The organism is Ignavibacteriales bacterium, from assembly GCA_026390575.1.
GTDB lineage: Bacteria > Bacteroidota > Ignavibacteria > UBA10030 > UBA10030 > Fen-1298.
In genome coordinates this window covers 44287-64797 of the sequence record JAPLFR010000009.1, presented here as the reverse complement: position 1 = coordinate 64797, position 20511 = coordinate 44287, and the positions used below count along the sequence as shown (strand labels likewise).

At 43.2% G+C, this 20511-nt stretch carries 14 protein-coding genes and 1 pseudogene; 1 reads left to right on the top strand and 14 read right to left on the bottom strand.

Annotated elements, in window-relative coordinates; all coding sequences use genetic code 11:
* Window positions 1-9 precede the first annotated feature (9 nt).
* The 3 genes from carB to NTX44_08745 all read right to left on the bottom strand — a co-directional run bounded on the left by carB (window position 10) and on the right by NTX44_08745 (window position 4560).
* The gene (carB, locus tag NTX44_08755) at window positions 10-1482 is read right to left on the bottom strand and encodes a carbamoyl-phosphate synthase large subunit (protein ID MCX6121694.1); all 1473 of its coding nucleotides are present in this window, start codon (window positions 1480-1482) and stop codon (window positions 10-12) included.
* Between the two features lie 103 nt (window positions 1483-1585).
* Complete coding sequence (locus tag NTX44_08750) at window positions 1586-3220, bottom strand: thioredoxin-like domain-containing protein (protein MCX6121693.1); 1635 nt, start codon at window positions 3218-3220, stop codon at window positions 1586-1588.
* 125 nt (window positions 3221-3345) lie between these two features.
* A complete protein-coding gene (locus tag NTX44_08745) occupies window positions 3346-4560 on the bottom strand; it encodes a tetratricopeptide repeat protein (protein ID MCX6121692.1) in 1215 nt (404 codons plus the stop codon).
* Window positions 4561-4669: 109 nt separating this feature from the next.
* Here NTX44_08745 and acnA point away from each other — a divergent pair.
* Window positions 4670-7417, top strand: a pseudogene (gene acnA, locus NTX44_08740) (aconitate hydratase AcnA).
* 1932 nt (window positions 7418-9349) lie between these two features.
* On the opposite strand, the gene NTX44_08735 reads toward acnA, so the two are convergent.
* From NTX44_08735 to NTX44_08685, 11 genes are all read right to left on the bottom strand, one after another.
* Window positions 9350-9739 carry a response regulator transcription factor gene (locus NTX44_08735; GenBank protein ID MCX6121691.1) on the bottom strand — a complete coding sequence of 130 codons (390 nt, stop codon included), beginning with the start codon at window positions 9737-9739 and terminating at the stop codon, window positions 9350-9352.
* A 185-nt stretch (window positions 9740-9924) separates the two neighbouring features.
* Window positions 9925-11052, bottom strand: coding sequence for an ABC transporter permease (locus NTX44_08730; GenBank protein ID MCX6121690.1), 1128 nt, complete (start codon window positions 11050-11052; stop codon window positions 9925-9927).
* Window positions 11053-11061: 9 nt separating this feature from the next.
* Complete coding sequence (locus NTX44_08725; GenBank protein MCX6121689.1) at window positions 11062-12201, bottom strand: ABC transporter permease; 1140 nt, start codon at window positions 12199-12201, stop codon at window positions 11062-11064.
* A 2-nt stretch (window positions 12202-12203) separates the two neighbouring features.
* Entirely contained in the window at window positions 12204-13208 is a 1005-nt protein-coding gene (locus NTX44_08720) for an ABC transporter ATP-binding protein (GenBank protein ID MCX6121688.1), read from the bottom strand.
* On the bottom strand, window positions 13205-14542 hold the full coding sequence (locus NTX44_08715) for a TolC family protein (GenBank protein ID MCX6121687.1): 1338 nt from the start codon (window positions 14540-14542) through the stop codon (window positions 13205-13207). The genes NTX44_08720 and NTX44_08715 overlap by 4 nt, the downstream gene beginning before the upstream one ends.
* Window positions 14543-14559: 17 nt before the next feature.
* Window positions 14560-15486 (bottom strand): ABC transporter ATP-binding protein, encoded by a 927-nt coding sequence (locus tag NTX44_08710; GenBank protein MCX6121686.1) that lies wholly within the window; start codon window positions 15484-15486, stop codon window positions 14560-14562.
* Window positions 15487-15497: 11 nt separating this feature from the next.
* Window positions 15498-16421, bottom strand: a complete 924-nt coding sequence (locus tag NTX44_08705) for an efflux RND transporter periplasmic adaptor subunit (GenBank protein ID MCX6121685.1) — start codon at window positions 16419-16421, stop codon at window positions 15498-15500.
* Complete coding sequence (locus tag NTX44_08700) at window positions 16418-17059, bottom strand: TetR/AcrR family transcriptional regulator (GenBank protein MCX6121684.1); 642 nt, start codon at window positions 17057-17059, stop codon at window positions 16418-16420. The genes NTX44_08705 and NTX44_08700 overlap by 4 nt, the downstream gene beginning before the upstream one ends.
* 205 nt (window positions 17060-17264) lie before the next feature.
* Window positions 17265-17843, bottom strand: a complete 579-nt coding sequence (locus NTX44_08695; protein MCX6121683.1) for a DUF1080 domain-containing protein — start codon at window positions 17841-17843, stop codon at window positions 17265-17267.
* 166 nt (window positions 17844-18009) lie between these two features.
* Complete coding sequence (locus NTX44_08690; GenBank protein MCX6121682.1) at window positions 18010-19218, bottom strand: Xaa-Pro peptidase family protein; 1209 nt, start codon at window positions 19216-19218, stop codon at window positions 18010-18012.
* Window positions 19219-19325: 107 nt separating this feature from the next.
* Window positions 19326-20501, bottom strand: coding sequence for a KamA family radical SAM protein (locus NTX44_08685; protein MCX6121681.1), 1176 nt, complete (start codon window positions 20499-20501; stop codon window positions 19326-19328).
* Window positions 20502-20511: the final 10 nt, after the last annotated feature.

Sequence of the window (20511 nt, the reverse complement as noted above, 5' to 3'; positions counted from 1 at the left end):
AAGAGTCATTTATATTCTAAAGGAATACAGCTCTTCTTCCATTGCCACAATTTGTTTGATGTTGTACAGGAACCATGGATCAATGCTGGATGCCTGGAAGAGTTCGTCTATCGTCAATCCGAGCTGGAAACCATAACGAAGGAAGAAAATATTGTGCGGGCGCGGCGTTTTGATCCGATCTAAGACTTTTCGCTTCCATTCAATCTTTTCCGTATCCGATAACTCGCGAATATTCACAACATCTTTTCCATCTGCACCGAGACCGGAACGTCCCTGTTCCAGCGAACGGAGCGCTTTTTGCAGTGCTTCTTTGAAGGTACGTCCAATGGACATTGCTTCGCCGACCGATTTCATCTGCACACCAAGCGTGTCATCCACACCTTTGAATTTTTCAAAGTCCCATCGTGGAATTTTCACGACGCAGTAATCAATCGTCGGTTCAAAAGAAGCTGGAGTCAGCTTTGTAATATCGTTGGGAATTTCATCGAGCGTGTAACCGACGGCAAGCAATGCCGCAATTTTTGCAATCGGAAAACCGGTGGCTTTTGAAGCGAGTGCAGATGAACGCGATACCCGGGGATTCATTTCAATCACGAGCACTTGTCCATTATTTGGATTGACAGCAAATTGAATATTCGAACCGCCCGTTTCAACACCAATCTCGCGAATAACTTTGATCGATGCATCCCGCAACTGCTGATATTCTTTGTCCGTAAGAGTTTGTGCAGGCGCCACAGTGATCGAATCACCGGTGTGCACGCCCATCGGATCGAAGTTCTCAATCGAACAAATGACAACAACGTTATCCTTCAGGTCACGCATCACTTCTAATTCATATTCTTTCCAGCCAATCACCGATTCTTCAATGAGAACCTGATGGATAGGACTGCTGGTCAGACCGTGGACAACTTTGGTCTGGAATTCTTCGATATTGTATGCTGTGCCGCCGCCCGTACCTCCCAACGTGAATGAAGGACGTATGATAAGTGGAAAACCAATTTGGTTTGCTATTATGAGCGCTTCTTCAAATGAATGTACGAATCCACCGCGCGCACTTTGAAGTCCAGCTCGATCCATTGCAGCGCGAAATAATTCACGGTCTTCTGCCATTTTAATGGCTTCAAGTTTCGCACCAATTAATTCGACGTTGTATTTTTTCAACACTCCGTTTTCTGCAAGCGACACTGCAGTGTTGAGGGCTGTTTGTCCGCCCATGGTCGGCAGGATAACATCCGGTCTTTCACGTTCAATTATTTTTTCAACAAATTCCGGTGTAATGGGTTCAATATACGTGGCATCGGCAAATTCAGGGTCAGTCATAATCGTTGCAGGATTACTGTTGACGAGAATAACACGATACCCTTCTTGGCGAAGAACACGACAGGCTTGGGTTCCGGAATAATCGAACTCGCACGCCTGTCCGATTACAATAGGTCCGGAACCAATAATGAGGATGGAATGAATATCAGTCCGTTTGGGCAATTCCTTGTAGATTCTCCTTTTCTAAAGATCTCTTAGAAAATATAGTGAGAAGTGACCTGTTATTCAACTGATATGGAATAGAGAAATATTCTTTATACGAACACTACTGAGCAAAAACCTTATCCAACATTTTTTCTAATTTCTCGCCGCGCAAATCCTCGTTAAGCGCAAGAATTTTTCCGGTCTTATCAACTAAAACGGGTGTTGGAACGCCTATGATATCAAACTGTTTTACTATATCGTTATCAAACCCTTTTTCTATTAGCGAATTGAACCAAGGCATTTTCCATTTGTTCTTCCGGAATTTAATAACATCTTCCAGCTTTCCATCAAAAGAGAGACTAAGTATTTCAAATCCCACCGGTTTAAATTTTTCATATGTTTTATGAAGATTCTCCATTTCTGCCACACATCCTCCGCACCAAGTCGACCAAAAGTCAAGTAAGTACACTCGCCCTAAAAGGGTTTTATTTGTGTGTACAATCTTTGGATCGTCCATAGAAACGAATGAGAAGTCTGGAACAGGCGTTCCTGTTTTCAATTTCAGTTCGCGAGAAAATCGTTCCTTTGTCATTTTACCAACATCTGTATCTTTAAATTCTGTGACCATCTTATCATAGAGTTTGAAATATTCTTCGGTTTTGTGACTGTATTGCGCCATCATCATTCGGTTCATGACAAAATTAGCTCTTACATTGATATCGGGATTCTTTTCCTCCATTTCTTGAATGTAATTATCCGTTCTCGTTGCATGTCCAGATGGAGAAGTCGCGTAAATGGAAAATGGACTCAAAGACCATAGCGGAGAGGTTGGCAAGATATTTGAAAAAACGAGGTTGGTAATGTTAGAATCCAAATCAGGAACACGAAACATGCTTAAATTCAGATAACTCAAAATATAGAGTTGTTTTAGAATCGGCACTTTCTCCTGCATGACATTTGATGTGAGATAAGATTTATCTGCCGACCAATCAAATTGAAAATCTTTCCGATCTCTACCCGTTTTCTCGAATGCGCGGGCAGCATTTCTATATGCGTATTCCCTTTTCATCATCTCATCATAGATAGATGAGAATCTACTGTTGAGTGAATCATCTCCAAGAAATTGTGCCTGCGCATTTGTATTCGAACGCACAAGTTTGGCTGGTTTAAAAATTATTTTCACTTTTCCATCTTTTGGATACACTAAGGAACGATAATCACCATCGGGATCACGTTTAAATCCATCTGATTGAGTGCCATTGATGCTTTTACCAGTCGTCTCGACCCCCAGAATTTGATATTTGAACGTATCGGCTTTAGTTTCAAACTCAGATATAAAAGTACCATCGTCTTGTTTCGTCATTAATTGAGCGGTTCCGAAGTTGAAATTATTGAAATCTCCAATAATGTTCACCGAAGAAATAGTATCGAAATAATCGTATGTACTTAATTGGACATCGAGCTTAATCGAGGAAGGCTTCTCTATATAGAGTGCAACATCGTATAACTTATGATTTACGCCAGTATACGTAACGAGCACGATTCCAGAGTCAAGCGTCGTCAAGCTGTAGTTACCATCATTTGCTACTGTTGTTTCCGCAATAGAATTTCTCGTAAGTGGTTTTTTAATTTGAACATTCGCTTTGATCATCGGCTTGCCATCATAGCCGGTCACTCTTCCTGAAATTATAGTCTGGCAGAACAATGTACAACTCATAATACTTAGTAAGGCAACAACAAAGAGTACATGTTTCATAATGATTCCTTCCTAAAAGATGAGTGATGAAATAATTATTGCTTTATCATTTTTTCTGTTTTTCATCTTTGATCTGTTTTGTTAATTCTTGAACTCGTTTCTTTGCATAAATCACAAGTTGCTCATCATTCCCGGATGTATTCTGCAGAAATTTTATTGTACCACTGTAATGCATTTTCCTGCCATCCCGGTGATAAATCATAACACAGTGCTAATCCGTACATCGCCTGAGCATTTGCCGATGACAAATCAATCGCCTGTTTATATGCATTGATAGCACTAAACAACGATCGCTGTTTATAATAGATGCCGCCAAGAGATGTCAATACTGAAGCACTCAGGTCTAAAGAACTTTTTGAAAGGATATACGCCGTATTCAACTCGTTTCTTGCTGCATCCAAACTATCTTTTTTGAGAAGCGTTGAACCTAAATTGTAATGAGGTACAGGATTTAAAGAGTCAAGCCGTACAGCATGATCGAAATAAGCAAGTGCCGAGTCATATTCGTTTCTCGCATAAAACCAGCTACCGATACGTCCTAAATCCGATGCATTATAATCACTTGAGAGATCAAAATATTTTTGCATGAAACGGATAGCGATAGAATAATCTTCCTTTGTTTTGCGCTGACTGAAGCAAATTGCGAGTTTCCGAACTGCCGAAACAGCATCCTTATAATAATACAACAATCCCGCATACACACCAAGAGCGTCTTTGAAATCATCCATTCCGAAATAAGTATCGCCAAGGAGCATTTGCGCAGCATAGCTATTATAATCAAGCTTGGTTGCCCTGTGTGCTATTAGCACCGCCGCTTGATGTTTCATTGCTGCCACGAGTCCGCGCCCAACTGTGACCAATTCATCAATTGAATTTGTATCTGCAAGAGCAACAGCAGTATCATATCGTTGAAGGAGACACAATGTTTTTAGGAGCTCGATGCGAGCCGGTCGAAATGTAGAATCCCTGCAAATTGCATTTTCATAATCGTTGATGGCTGCAGGAAATAATCCCATGCTCGCATGAACACGACCGCGCTGGAAATAGGAAGATTTCGACAGGCTGTCGTTATGAATCGTAATAGAAAAGTTTGCCTGCGCGAGCGGATAATCTCCCAGTTGGTATGCACATAAACCCGAATAATAATTCGCAAGTGTATCCTTTGTCGAATCAGAGAGGCAGGTCTTGAATGTCAACGCCGCACCACGATAATCACCTTGCACATACAACTGAATTCCACGCTGGCGCAAAGATATTACGGAATCCAGCTTTGTTTGTGCAATTATTTGCTGGATGAAAATGTTAATAATTATGAGAATTGAAGGTAGTAATCTTTTCATTATTGAAATGAATGTACAAGTAAAAATTTAAAAAACAGAGCCATTTCCGGTTATTTTTTTTATATTAGAGGAACATAGAAACCGTATTACATCTGGATATACACCTTTGATGAAGAGTATTGATTCATTCCAAACAAAAAGAATTCTCCAAGTTGGCGGGAAAGAAATAACCATCTATTCCCTTTCTGCATTGCAAGACTCCATGGATGTACAACTTTCGCACCTGCCATTTTCCCTGCGAATTTTACTAGAAAATCTGCTGCGCCGCGAAGATGGAAGAGTTGTCCGAAAAGAAGATATTGAAGGACTGGTTCGTTGGAATGCAGCTGCAAAGCCAAATACAGAAATTGCTTTCATGCCTGCACGCGTTCTTCTGCAGGATTTTACCGGCGTACCTTGCATCGTTGACCTTGCCGTCATGAGAGATGCAATGATCAAGATGGGCGGCGATCCAAACAAAATCAATCCGATGCAACCGGTGGATCTCGTCATCGACCATTCGGTACAGGTAGATGAGTACGGAACTTCGACCGCCTTCAGAAATAATGCAACATTAGAGTTTGAACGAAACCGAGAACGGTATGCCTTCCTTCGCTGGGGGCAACAAGCATTCAAAAATTTCCGTGTCGTTCCGCCGGATACCGGCATCGTTCATCAAATTAATCTTGAATATCTTGCACAGGTCGTCTTTACTTCACTGAACGACAACGAAACCTTTGCATATCCTGACACCGTTGTCGGTACCGATTCTCACACGACAATGATCAATGGGCTTGGCGTTCTTGGCTGGGGCGTCGGCGGCATCGAAGCAGAAGCTGCAATGCTCGGTCAACCGATTTCTATGCTTATTCCGCAAGTCGTTGGTTTCAAGCTGCGCGGAAAACTGAAGCCCGGCGCAACCGCGACCGATCTTGTGCTGACAGTAACACAATTGCTGCGAAAGAAAGGCGTCGTAGGAAAATTTGTAGAGTTCTTTGGCCCTGGACTTGCTTCACTCGCGCTTGCAGATCGGGCGACGATTGCGAATATGGCTCCTGAGTACGGTGCAACGATGGGTTTCTTCCCTGTTGATGCTGAAACAATAAACTTTCTTCGCTTCACAGGACGAAGTGAAGAACAAATCGCTCTCGCAGAAGCGTATCTCAAAGAACAAGAACTCATCCACACGGCAGAAACTCCGGATCCGGAGTTTTCTGAGATCATCGATCTTGATCTCGCTGCTGTTGAACCAAGCATCGCTGGACCAAAGCGGCCGCAAGACCGAATTCCGTTATCGAAATCGAAGACTTCATTCCGCTCATCACTTGTTGAAGCACTAGAAAGTAAAGGCACGTCCATCAACAAGATGACTGCGGCTAATTGGGCATATTATTCGGATGATTCAGTAAAGCCTGATTTTCTTAAAAGTGTTCCCGTTCAAATAGGAGAATCTCAGTTCGACTTACATCATGGTTCTATCGTCATCGCAGCAATTACAAGCTGCACGAACACGTCGAATCCATCCGTGCTCATCGCTGCCGGACTTCTTGCAAAGAATGCAACTGAAAAAGGATTGCAAACAAAACCTTGGGTAAAAACAAGTTTCGCACCCGGTTCTAAAGTCGTCACTGAATATTTGCGTGAAGCAAACTTGATGCAACCACTTGAATCTCTTGGATTCCACATCGTAGGGTATGGTTGTACCACATGCATTGGCAACAGCGGTCCATTACCGGAAACTATTTCGAAAGCAATTCAGGAAAACGATCTTGTGGCAGCGGCAGTTCTTTCCGGCAACAGGAACTTTGAAGGGCGTGTGAATCCAAACACGCGTTCAAATTATCTCGCATCTCCGCCGCTCGTTGTGGCGTATGCACTTGCCGGTACAATGGATATCGACTTCCTCATAGATCCAATTGGAGTAGGAAAACATAACGAGCCGATCTTTCTCAGAGACATCTGGCCTACCTCGCTGGAAATTGAACAAACCATGCACGAGAGTGTGAAATCGGAAATGTTCAAGCAGGAATATACGAACGTATTTGAAGGTGAAGCGGAATGGAAGAATTTGCCGGTACCTCTCGGTGTGCAATACGCATGGGAACCAAATTCTACATACATCAAAGCGCCGCCATATTTTGAAAATCTTCCGCGCGAGCCAAAACCACTGCAGAATATTCACCATGCACACGTACTTGCCGTGCTTGGCGATTCCGTTACGACAGATCATATATCGCCTGCCGGTTCGTTCAGTGAAAAAAGTTCTGCAGGTGAATTCCTCATGTCTCTCGGTGTACATAAAAAAGATTTTAACCAGTACGGGGCGCGCAGAGGCAATCATGAAATTATGATGCGTGGAACATTCGCTAATATCCGTTTGAAGAACTTGCTACTTCCGGGGGTTGAAGGAAGCGTTACACTTCATCCATCCTCCAAAGAGCCGATTTCGATTTTCGATGCGGCGATGAAATACAAAAAGGATGGAACTCCGCTCATCATTCTTGCAGGCAAAGAATACGGCTCCGGATCGTCGCGCGATTGGGCTGCAAAAGGTCCCGCATTGCTTGGTGTTCGTGCCGTTATCGCAGAGAGCTTTGAGCGCATTCATCGCAGCAACCTTATCGGGATGGGAGTTCTCCCTTTGCAGTTCGAAGAAGGACAGAATTATCAGACACTTGGCCTTTCTGGACTTGAGGTGTTCGATATCGAAGGAATCGCAGACGACCTTACACCTCGAAAAAAAATAACTGTGACGGCAGTATCGAACGACGGCACAAAGAAAAATTTCACCGCGATATGCAGAATTGACACACCCAACGAAGTCGATTACTACAAACATGACGGCATTCTTCAATATGTTTTGCGGTCGCTCTTGAAACAAAACCCGCCAAGTGTTGAAGAACAAACAAAACCCGCCGGTGAAAAAAAAAGCCAAAAATATCGGGTTCTTTTCAAAGGTGAGATAGACGAAGGGCAAGAACTTGATAAAGTGAAAGAGCGCTTCACAAAGCTTTTCAAAACTTCACCCGAGCGAATTGAAAAACTCTTCACAGGCAAAATGGTTACGCTGAATCACAACATCGATCATGCCAAAGCGCAGGAATATAGCGACGAGTTAAAGAATGCTGGCGCGCTCTGCATCATCGAACCGATGTTGAAAACACCTTCGGTTCCCATGAGTACTAACACAGAACCACCACCACCCCCTTCTGTCTCAAAAACCGACCGTGCTTCAACACTGAACATGAGTTCTTCTAAAATTAGCGGCTCAAAAAAAGCAATCAGACCGGCTTCCTTACATTCCAAATTATATCTTATCGGAAAGATGTTAGCAGCGTCGTGTATGATTCTCCTTCCCATACTGTATTGTGTACTTATCCTTTTCGTATTGAACATCACACTCAATCATATTGAAGACAATTTTTCTTTGATCAATAATTATTCGTTCATCGTTGGATTTCTTTTATATTTCATTCCAGGCTTTATTGGAATCTTCCTTGTCACGGCTATGGCGAAACCGCTCATCGCGCGCCCTAGTGCAAAAAAGATCTTTATTTCCCTTTCACGAAAAAATGAGCCAGCATTCCAAGCTTTTATTGAGAAAGTTTGTCATGCTGTCGGATCCAAAATTCCAGATACCATTGACGTGGATTGTTCGATTCATGCTTCGGCAAATTACCGGCGCGGAATTATTAGTTTTTTAGAGGACGATCTTACTCTCACGATCGGTCTGCCGATAATTTCGGAAATGACGATGACAGAATTTGCTAATGTATTAGCGCATGAATTGAGCCAATACACAAAAAAAACAGAAACGCGTCTTTCATCTATTATCACAGGCATCAATCTCTGGTTTGCACGTGTGATCTATGAACAAGATGTTATCGATGATAAACTAACCTTGCTGTCATTGACTGCAAGCGGATTTCTCGCTCAGATTCCTCTGAGTATAGCGAAATTCTTTATTTGGCTATCACGAAAGATTCTTATTGTGTTCATGATTGCGGGTCATATGATCAGTAAAATCTTTGTACGCCAAATTGAATTCGATGCTGATGAATCCGCGATCTCACTTACCGGTTTCGAATCATTTAAATCGTCTTTGACGAAACTGCATACACTTATGAATGCATCATTTGAGGCGTTCTCTCAATTAAAGACGCAGAGAGATCCAAATGATAATTCCCTGCCGGATGATTTTGTACTTCTTCTATCTTCCATCAACCGACAAGTATCTGATCAAGGTAATTTGAAGCCGAATCTAAACTCACCGCAAGGGAAGACAGCCATACGTACTATTTATCCGTCTGATCAAGAACGTATTGACCATGGAAAGAAGATAGCTTCGAAAGATATATTCCAATCCGACAAGCCTGTGTCTGCACTATTCACTAATTTTGAAGAATTGTGCAAAACTGCCTCGATGCGACTGTATCGCGATGTGCTGGACATACGGTTTGATAAAGATGATTTAGTTCCGACAAGTCAATTTAGTAACAGTACGGATCACACAACGAAAACAACTGATAGTACCTCGAACTTTTTCTAAGACATAACAAGAGAGAGCACAACTCATAATGCCAATTTACGATTATCGCTGTAAAGAATGCAGGACGCTGTACGATGTCTACCATAAAGGAAAAGAGATCACCGAAGACATACAATGTCCGGCTTGCGGTTCGTTTCACTCTACAAAGTTAATTTCACTGCCTGGCATTATTACAAAGGGGACATCTACAGCACAGTGTGATAGAGGGGCTTGCGGTATAGATACATCATGCTGCGGCGGGGCTTGCGGTTTGAATTAGCATTACGGCTTCACGATATTTTTTCGTTCTAATTCTTTTCGAATCATCGCCTGCAATTCTGGCTTCATACTTGATTTTTGAATATACCCATCTGCCGGAGAATCAATATTCAACTCCCTAAATTCTTTCAATTCATATGCCGAACATAAATAGACATAGATATGAAGCGATAAAGATTTAATTCTTCGCGCTACTTCTACACCGCTTAATCCTGGCATACTCATATCCAAGATTACAACATCAGGTTGAAATTCTTGAGCTTTCGTCAATGCTTCCTCACCGTTGCTTGCCTCCCCGACAACGATGACTGCTTTATAACTGCGAAGATATTGCTGCATCAATAAGCGCATAGATGGCATATCGTCAACAATGAGAATTCGCAGCTTCGTCATATCTTCTTTACTTACTATATTTGACAATAATCGTACCCGCCAAATTCTTCAATTATTTTTGTGTACTAAAAAATACGAAACTCTCGCACTGTAGTCAATATCGGATGAAAGAACATAATAATTTCTCTGATGCGAAGCGGAAAGCTCACCGTTTTGAAATCAGATACCTCATCAAGAATATGGCATCATCCCAATTTCTTTTGGAACCGCATGACGCTCATGCTTAATATGACACTGCCAAACACTAAGAGAGCCAGTGCTTGCGGCCACAGGATGCGCATGCCGACTCCCTTTAAGAACAAACCACGCACAATAACAAAATAATAGCGAAGCGGAATAACGTAAGAAACATATTGGATGATTAACGGCATGTTTTCGATTGGGAAAACAAAACCGGAGAAAAACATCATAGGCAACATGAAGAAAAAGATTGCGGTCATCATTGCCTGTTGCTGTGTGCGTGAGATTGTCGAAATAAATAATCCCAATCCAAGCGTTGTCATAAGGAAGATAAGACTAAGAAAGAGAAGCAGCAGTACTCCGCCTTTTACGGGCAGACTAAAAACCAACGATGCGAAGAACACGACAAGAACGACATCGATGACTCCAATAAGAAAAAATGGTGCAAGCTTGCCAATAATAAGCTGATAGGGTTTGATGGGCGTAACAACAAGCTGTTCCAATGTGCCAAGCTCTTTTTCTTTGACGATTGCCAGTGAAGTGAGGAGCATTGTCATCACCATCAGAAGCAAACCAAGCACTCCGGGAACCATAAAGTTACGGCTCTTAAGTTCTGGATTGTACCATACGCGAAACTCTGCCGAAACGCGGGCAGGCATAGTCACCGAACCTCGCTTGACCAGCGATTCCAGCAAAATATTTTGCGAGTATCGTGACACAATGATGGAAGCATAACTCAAACCAATTCCAGCTGTACTCGTCTCTGTTCCATCTGCAATAATTTGTAGCGGCGCAGATTGACCGGCACCAATCTTTTTTTCAAAGCCTCGAGGAATGATGATCGCGATCGATGCATGCCCATCATCTAATTGATTGTCAATCTCTGAGGTTTTGTCAAAATATCCGTCTACTCTGAAATATTCCGTGCTGGTGAAGTTTCGTACAAGCTCTCTGCTGGACGGCGAGTTATCAAAGTCACAGACAACCGTTGGAATATGAGTGACATCAAAGGTCGCGGCATAGCCAAGGATAATTAATTGAAATACAGGCGCAACAAAGCTCATGCCAAACATTTTCCGGTCTTGCCGCAATTGAAGAAATTCTTTTCGTATGATATGGAGAATATTTTTCATCGTTTATAACTAAGCAAGGATCTTCCGCATGCGCAGCGAACTGACGCTGATCATAATAACAGCATAGATGATGAGCATGAATGCTTGATCCCAGAAAGCGCTTAAGCCGGCGCCTTTCAAGATGATGGCACGGAGAGCAACCAAGAAATATCGTGCGGGCAATATATATGTTATGGCTTGAATAATGATCGGCATGTTGCGGATAGGAAAAACAAATCCGGAAAGAATAAACGTTGGCAGCATAGAAACAATGACCGCAATCATAAACGCAAGCTGCTGTGTCTCGACGAGTGTGGAGATCAATATTCCCATTCCCAAACTGCCCACAAGAAATATAAATGTCACGAGCGATAGCAAGAGAATACTGCCCTTAATACTGACATCAAACAGAATGTAACCAAGAAACAAAATTGCGATGGTGGCAAACGAGGAAATGATCGTGTAGGGAATTGTCTTGCCCAATATTAATTCAATAGGTTTAATAGGCGAAACCATGAGCTGCTCCATTGTTCCGAGCTCGCGTTCGCGCACAATCGCCAAAGCAGTTGAAATGACTGCTGTCACCATGAGGATAAAAGCAATGAATCCCGGCACTAAGAATTTTGCACTCTTTAATTCAGGGTTGTACCAAACACGCGGCTCGAAATCGATTGGCATCGTAATATTTTGGCGTCCCATTCTGACGAAAGATTCCGTCATCACTTTCACAGAGTATTGTTGTATAATGGCACTGATATATCCGAGGACAGTCGCTGCTGCATTCGAGTTTGTGCCATCGACGATCACCTGCACAGAGGCAGCGCGTCCGCGCTGTATATCTTTTGTGAACGTGGAAGGAACGACCAGCACAACACGAACCTGTTCTCCATCGAGCAGGTTGTTGATCTCTGCTTTGCTTTCCAGAGTTTGAACTTTGGTAAAATATTCTGAAATAAAAAATTGCTCAATAAATTCCCTGCTGACACTGGTTCGATCTTCGTCGTACACTGCCATCGAAGTGTGTTTAACATCAAAGTTCAGCGCGTAACCAAACATCAACAGCATCAATGCCGGAATAAACAACAGCACACTCAGTATGCGTTTATCGCGTTTGATCTGACGAAATTCTTTTCGCACAATTGGAAGAATGTTCAGCGATACAAGTGGCATCTTCAATTGAGGGCTCCGTACTTGCGTGCATCTTCTTCGGCAATCCTATTGATAAATACGTCTTCGAGAGACGGGATAATTTGGTCGATACGATCTGCTGTCATGTGTTCTTTTGTAAGCAGCCGGCGTATCTTTTTCTGCGCGTCCGGTTCGTCCAACGTGCTCACATGAAATGCTGAGCCAAATATCGATGTTTCAGCAACCCACGTTTGACTGCGCAACAGTTCCATCGCATCCACCGGATTACTGCTCTGAACTTCAAAAATAGCGTAGCGATCAAGGCCGTGCTTTAACTCCGTTGGAGATCCGATGGAAATGAGTTTTCCGTTGTAAATCAAACCTATCGTATTGCAATGTTCCGCTTCATCCATATAATGCGTGGTAACAAAGACTGTGACGCCGCTGTGTGACAAGTCGTAAATCAAATCCCAAAAATTGCGGCGAGAAACCGGATCAACACCGCCCGTTGGTTCATCAAGAAATAAAATAGGCGGCTCGTGAAGGATGGAACATCCTAATGCCAATCTCTGCCGCCATCCGCCTGAAAGTGCATGCGCCAGCATTGTTTCCTTACCGCTCAATCCAGCCATCTCGATAGCCCAACGCTTGCGTTCTTCTAACCGCATGCCGTCAAGACCATAGATACCGCCGTAAAAGTTAATGTTCTGCTCGACCGTGAGATCTTCATACAAAGAAAATCGCTGCGACATATATCCAATGCGTGATTTCACTTCGTCAGGCTGAGTTGCAATATCAAATCCTCCAACACTGGCCGATCCTTCTGTGGGTGAAAATAGTCCGCAGAGCATTCGGATTGTTGTTGACTTGCCCGCTCCATTCGGTCCCAGAAATCCGAATACCTCTCCCCGCTTCACTTTGAAGCTCACATGATCAACTGCAACAAACTTGCCGAACTTCTTCGTCAGCCCTTCGGCAACGACAGCACAATCACTATCACACGGTACTTTTGCAATAAGTCGTTCTTTGTGACCAACCCACAGCTTCACTGATTTTCTCCTACCGCTTTTTTCAATCGAGCCAATGCAAGCATGCAATCAACGACGGCTTGAGTGTGCGTCAGCCTTGACTGCAAGAGAGCAGTCTCAGCATCAAGCATGTCTGTATTGGAACTCAAGCCATGTTTATACTTTTCTGATGTCATACGAAATGATTCCTGTGCTTGCTCCATACCGCCGGAAGCAACACCGACTTTTTCCTTTGCTGTCTGCGCATTAAAATATTGCTGAGCGACATCCAACGATACTGCATCGTTGAGCTGCACCACACTTGCTTCGCTTTGACGCAAAACTGCTTCTGCTTGTGCTGTCTGATGGCCAGTAGCATACCAATCCCAAATGTTCCATTGAAAGTTGACACCGATATCCCACGTTCCATCCCATTGGTCTTTTGGGGGAATGATGCGTTGATTCGGCCGGGCATAGTCATAGTTCGCGGCAAGAAATATTTGCGGATACCAGCCGCCTTTTGCGGCGGTTACTCCAGCACTGCTCATATCCCGCCGTAATTGCATTGACTTCAGTTCCGGACGGCGTTTAAGTGCAAGAGTTTGAAGCGTAGATAGATTTTCACTCAGTAGTGTTGTGCCTGGATTTTGTGAAATTGCAGGTGTATCACTTGGCGTTATCTCGGTCTCAAGAGTATTTCTCATCAGACTATTGAGTGCCATCGAGGTAAGTCTCATCGCATTCCGTGCTTCGAGCTGTTTCACCTTCACATCAGAAAGTTGTACCTGCACTTTCATCACATCAGCATCGGTCGCCATTCCTTGCTGCGACATGTTCGTCACATCTTTCAGATGTTCCGACATTTGTTCAACAGATTGTCGGATCACCTCTTCAACTTTAATTGCACGGTAGAAATTCCAATATGCTGTAATAACATTCAGAACTAACTCTGCTTGATCCTTTGTCCATTCTTCGCGTACAGCACTGGCATTGAGCTCTGCCATCTCACGATTCTTTTGAAGCTTAAATCCGGTGAACAACGGTTGTTGTAGCGAAAGCTTCAAAGAATAGTTTTCAGTGATAGACGGAAATAGGACCATGGACATATTGATCGGCGGCCCAAGTGTCAATCCGAATGCGTCGATTGTACTCAGTTCGGCGACTCTTCCGCTGAGTTTAAGCTGCGGCAATAACGCTGTTGCCGCCTCAGAAGAACGTGCTTCCGCCGCCTGTACTTTTGCTCCGCTTATTTGGAGAGATGGATTCTTTCCTAATGCCAGAGCAATACAATCAGCTAAGCGGATGGGCTGGACATTCTGCTGTGCATACACTTGATGTATCAACACAAACGATATTATCAAGAATTTCATTTTCATAGCACCCTCATTCATGATCAAGTATGTAAACTTGCAATAAAAACATCTTCCAACGATGCCGGAACAATTCGATAACTGCGCACTTCAATATGTTCCTTCTTCAATGTTTTAAGAATTTCTTTTTCTTTCTTTTTCGCGTCTTGAACCAGAACGTGCAAACGATCGCCAAACAACTGGATATCTTTTCGTGAAAAAGATCGCAGTAATATATCGGAAGCAACCCGAACATTATCACATACTAATTCAACTACTTCGGAATGGAATGATGACTTCACAGCCTCAGGTGTATCGCAATTTAAAAGCTTGCCTTGATTCATCAACGCTACGCGTGTGCTTCGCTCCGCTTCATCAAGATACGGCGTACTCACAACTATCGTAATCCCTGACTTAAGAAGACTTGACAGAATTTTCCAAAAATCGCGACGCGAAACCGGATCAACGCCTGTGGTTGGTTCATCTAAGAAAATAATTTCTGGTGTGTGTATCAGTGTACATGAGAGCGCAAGTTTTTGCTTCATTCCGCCGGAAAGCTGACCTGCAAGACGGTCCCGGAACGCGGTGAGCCGTGTGAATTGCAGAAGTTCTTCTTTTCTCTCTTTATACTCTCTTACTTTATGAATTTCAGCGAAGAAGTCGATGTTTTCATCAATGGTTAAATCCTGATACAAACTGAAGCGTTGCGAAAGATATCCAATGCGTTTTTTAATTTCATCCTTTTGCGTTCTGATATCAAATCCTAGCAGCGAAATTGTTCCCTCTGTTGGCGCAAGCACACCGCACATCATCCGGATTGTTGTCGTCTTCCCTGCACCATCAGGTCCAACCAAACTGAAGATTTCCCCCCGTTCAATTTTGAGTGAGAGATGATCAACGGCGACGACGCGTTCTTCACGTCCTGCACCAAAGATCTTTCCAACATGATCGAGGATAATGGCATCAGCCATGTCTTTTTGCCTTACTCATGTGCTACTTGCAGTGTAACATCTGCCGGAATTCCAGCTTTAAGTGTGCCATCGGGATTAGGAACTTTCACTTTTACGCTGAACACTAACTTTGTTCGTTCTTCTTTTGTTTGAATATTCTTTGGAGTGAATTCCGCTGTTGAGGAAATGAACGTTACCTTGCCTTCATAATCCTTATTTTGAAATGCATCGATATTGACAATCGCTTTCTGATTCAATTTGACTTTGGGAAGATTCGATTCTGACACATAGATTGTAATATCCATCGTTGAAAGATCCGAAACACGATAAAGCGCCATGCCAGTACTGGCAAGTTCTCCTTGTTCCACAAACCGTTTTGTTACAGTTCCACCAACCTGTGCAGTAACGACGCAATCATTTACTTTTTTCTGAAGAGATGCCATTTGCGCCTTCGTTTGATCGCGGCGGGCACGAGCTGCATCGATCTCTTCCTGTCGAGAACCATTTTTCATTTTTTCCCACATCTGCTGACTTACGGTGAACCGTGTCCGTGCATCATCTAATTGTTTCTCCGAGACACTCTTCGCACGATAAAGTTCTTCCATTCGCTTCAGGTCAGTTTCCGCGTTTTTGTAGTTTGCTTCGGATTGGATGACATCTTCTTCTCGCGCGCCTTTTATAGCAAGCCGAAATTGTGCTTCCGCCATCTCATATCCGCCTCGCGCTTGTTCCAGTTGATATACCCAATCTGTATTATCAATAATGAGGAGCGTGTCGCCACTTCGAACAACATCTCCTTCATCTGCAATAATACGTTTGACCTGGCCACCCGCCTGCGCGCTCAGAGTCACTTCTGTTGCTTCGATCGTCCCGGTTGCGGAGATGGTTTCTCCATCGTGCGAACTGCATCCGAGAAGAAAACCGGCACATAATATAACGGCTATAATATTTTTCATACGTTCCTCGGTGATTCATTTGATGATAGACTAATATTATTCAATTGAAATCTTTTACGTGCCTCATCTGTGAGAGCACCCTCATAAAGAATTCTAAAAATTCCCTTGAAAGCTTCCTCTGCAGAAAATGGCTGTTGAGAGAGTACCTGCGGATTCATGATGCCTTGAATTGTCGAATTTAAAACGAGAAAAAAAAGATCCGGATCCAAATCTTCACGAAAGGCCCCCTCCTTCTTTGCCTGTCTAAACATCTGTTGTAGTTTACTCAATACTCGTTCGCGACGGAATAGTTCAATCTCTTTCCACAGCATTGGTGCAAACCGTTGAATATCTGTCATGAATGGACGGGAGAACCTCCGCATCACCTTCCCTACAAACGTTATAAGTGTCGTGAGTTTTTCTTCAAGAGGTTTATCGGATGCAATGATTCCCTGTACTTCCCCCTCAACCTTCTTCATCATCGAATGAACAATAGCTTTCAACAGAACTTCTTTGCTGGGAAAGAACTTGTACACAGTTTTTTTGCTCATTCGAAGGTCGGATGCAATTTCATCCATCGTGACTTTATAGAGACCTGCGTCCATGAATCTGTCGGTAGCTGCCTCCATAATTCTTGTTTCATCACTGTTCTCTATCATAAGTCGTATATCCTCAAATGAAACTATAAAGGTATTTCAGGTTTCCTAACATTTATATATTGGTATGTTATAATAATATCAAGCATTTCGTCCATCTCAGAAGGAAACTATTATCGTTTCTTTCGTTTCCAATATACATTATTGATTCCCATTTGTCAAGATTTTTTATGGAATTTTGAGAAGGGGAGTATGAATCGAGAGCGTTTTAGTTAAGTTGTGTCAACCAAATATTGCGTAATTCGAATGGAACTCCTTTGAGCTGGATGCCTATCTTTTCGGCATGCGGCCGGCAATTGGTTATATGATTTTGACCAATGCCGTTCATCAAACACTCAATGGTGCTGTCACAACAAATGATACCGACGATGTTCCATTCGCCGACGGGCCTTTCGCTGTCAGGTTTCTGGCATTCAAGCAGAATCGTCTTGGTTTCAGGAACGGTGGATAGTGGTTCGTCGAATTTCGCACCAGCCATCAGAAGCAAGTCGCCAGCACGCGTGATCTTCGTCTGAATCTGAAAGCACAAAGGCCATGTATTTCGATCAATCGGCCCGGACGCAATGTGGATAAACACACCGCTGTTGCTATTTTTAACAGCGTCAAGCGGCCATCGGTACTCTAAGTGGAGTTTATAGTTATTATATGAATCGATAGTTGCAAGATAACCAATGGGATTGCCAGCGACAACAAGTACACTATCGGATTCAATTTTATAAACAGAGTCTATATTGGCAGCAGAATTGGTTACGAGTTCCCAACCTTTCACATCTTCGCCGTTCCAGATTTTTTATCGTTATGGATGATGATTGACTATAGACCGAGATTGAGATGAAAATGAGAATTTCTACTATGGAAAGCAAGTGCATCATAAAATTCCTTGAAATGTATCTTATAATGCGACTATAGCTCAAATTACTTTTTAAATAGTGTCTTAATGTGCACTGATCTTATTATTGTAAAATTGGAACTACTTTTTCCTGCATCGATAAGCCGGTAACAATCACTTCCAGATCTTTCGAGATATAGACATCAATCTCACTACGGATACCATACTTGTCGCGCAGATAAATTCCAGGTTCAAGAGAGAATGACGTCTGAGGGATAATGGTGCGTTCATCGCGAGTTTCAAGATTGTCCATGTTGGCACCATTGCCATGCACTTCCTCTCCTATGGAATGTCCTGTGCGATGTACAAAATATTCGCCATACCCATGCTGTGTGATATAATTGCGCGCAGCATCGTCTACTTCATACCCATGAATAATCGTTCCTGCTTTTAGAGATGAACGAACGAAATCCAACGCTGCATTACGTCCGCCCTTCACGATTTGGAATATCTTTTCAAATTCATCTGGAACTGTATCTCCAAGAAATCCCATCCACGTGATATCCGCGTACACCGACCGCTGCTTATCTTTCTTCGCCCAGAGATCCAATAGCACATAATCGCCTTTATGTAATGGAGAATGAATTTCCTTCGTCGGTTCGTAATGCGGATTTGCGCTATTTGCATTCACAGAACAATTCGGATCGCTCGATGTTACTAACCCGCGTTTCTTGAACTCCGATGACATAAACTGCTGAACATCATATTCTGTCATCGCAGTATTCGATTTTATATTCTTACGAATAAATCCAAATGTTTCTTCAACGATCTGATATAGATGCGCTGCACTCTCCATGTTGTCCTTCAATTGCTCATCGTCCCACCGGGCTTCAAAGTACTGGATAAGATTCGCCGAGGATACAATCTCAACTCCCGTACCTCGGACAAGTTCAACAGTACCTGCATCAACAGTTGAGACGTACGGAATCGCGCATCGAGGTGAATATTCCATCGCAATTTGTTTCGCACCTGAAAGAAGTTCCTTCAGTCCTCCTTCCAGCGAACGCCAGCTGAGATAGATGCTCTTACCGCCGGGGAGCGCATCCAGATTCCATTCTTCTATCCGATGAACTAATTTTTTAGGTGCACCGTGCGCTGGAATATAATAGAAATACCTTCGCGTGAACATAATATGTTTGGGAAGCGCAAGAAGGCGAGTCGCAAATATATTGGAATCGCGAAAATTGTAAAGAAGCCAGCCGTCTATACGTTCTGCCTGCAAAGCGTGTTGAATTTCGCGAATCAACTCGGAATAATCCTTCGATGGTATCATTGAATGTTCCTTTCAACTAAGAATATTTATTTCAATCAGCAGGAATGCTATAAATAAAAAATCCCGCCCCGATACGTCGGGACGGGATTAATGTACAATTCAGTCGGTCACTTTCCAACTTGTCCCACTGGAACTTGTTCCTCCGTCCCTGTAGGTGCTTCGGCAACTGTCACGGGTTTTCGTCTTCCATTCTGACGTTTCCTCAAGTACTTATGTTCCACCGGATGCTGTTCAATCGGTGCTTCTTCCACATCCGGATATGTATAGATTTCATATTTATAATTACGGAGAATAATATCCTTCCCATTTCTTCCCAGCACGTATTGTGGAAGCAGGGGTATTTTACCACCGCCGCCCGGTGCATCAATAACATAATATGGAATCGCAAGACCCGAGGTGTGGCCGCGCAGTTTATCCATAATCTCTAGACCGACACGCACAGGTGTTCTGAAGTGATTCGTGCCTTTTGTCAGATCGGCTTGGTAAATATAATATGGACGTACGCGCATTTTGAGCAGTTTGCGGTGCAATTCCAACATGACGTCTGGATCGTCATTTACGCCTTTCATCAGCACAGATTGATTGCCGACAGGGATTCCAACATCAGCCAGCATATTGCATGCACGTTCAGCCTCCGGTGTGCATTCCCAAGGATGATTAAAATGCGTATTAACATACAGCGGATGATACTTCTTTAACATTTTGCACAGTTTTGGAGTAATGCGCTGCGGCAGTACACACGGCATTTTTGTGCCAAGGCGGATAATCTCGACATGGGGAATTTCCCGCAAACCCGCCAGCACTCGTTCTAACGCATAGTCTGTCACCATCAATGGATCGCCGCCAGAGATAATCACGTCCCGTATCTCTGGATGAGCGCCAATATAATCCAATCCCCACTGAATATATTTTGCGTTGATCTTCGTCGAATCGCTCACTTTTCTTTTACGTGTGCAGAATCGACAGTACATAGAACACTGGCTGGTGATAAGAAATAATGCTCTATCAGGATATCGATGCGTAATACTCGGAACCGGACTATCGGCATCTTCATTCAGCGGATCTTCAGGAGCTTTCTCGTCCTGAAGCTCGATTGCATCTGGGATACATTGCCGCCAGATAGGATCGTTCGGATAACGAATCAAACTCAGGTAGTACGGATTGATTCGTATATGAAAGAATTTATCGAGTTTCTCCGCTGCCTCTTTATCAAATCCAAAGCGTTCAACTAAATCTTTTGCGCTGTCAACGCTTTGTCTCAGCATTTCTTGCCAAAGTTCCATAAATAATGCT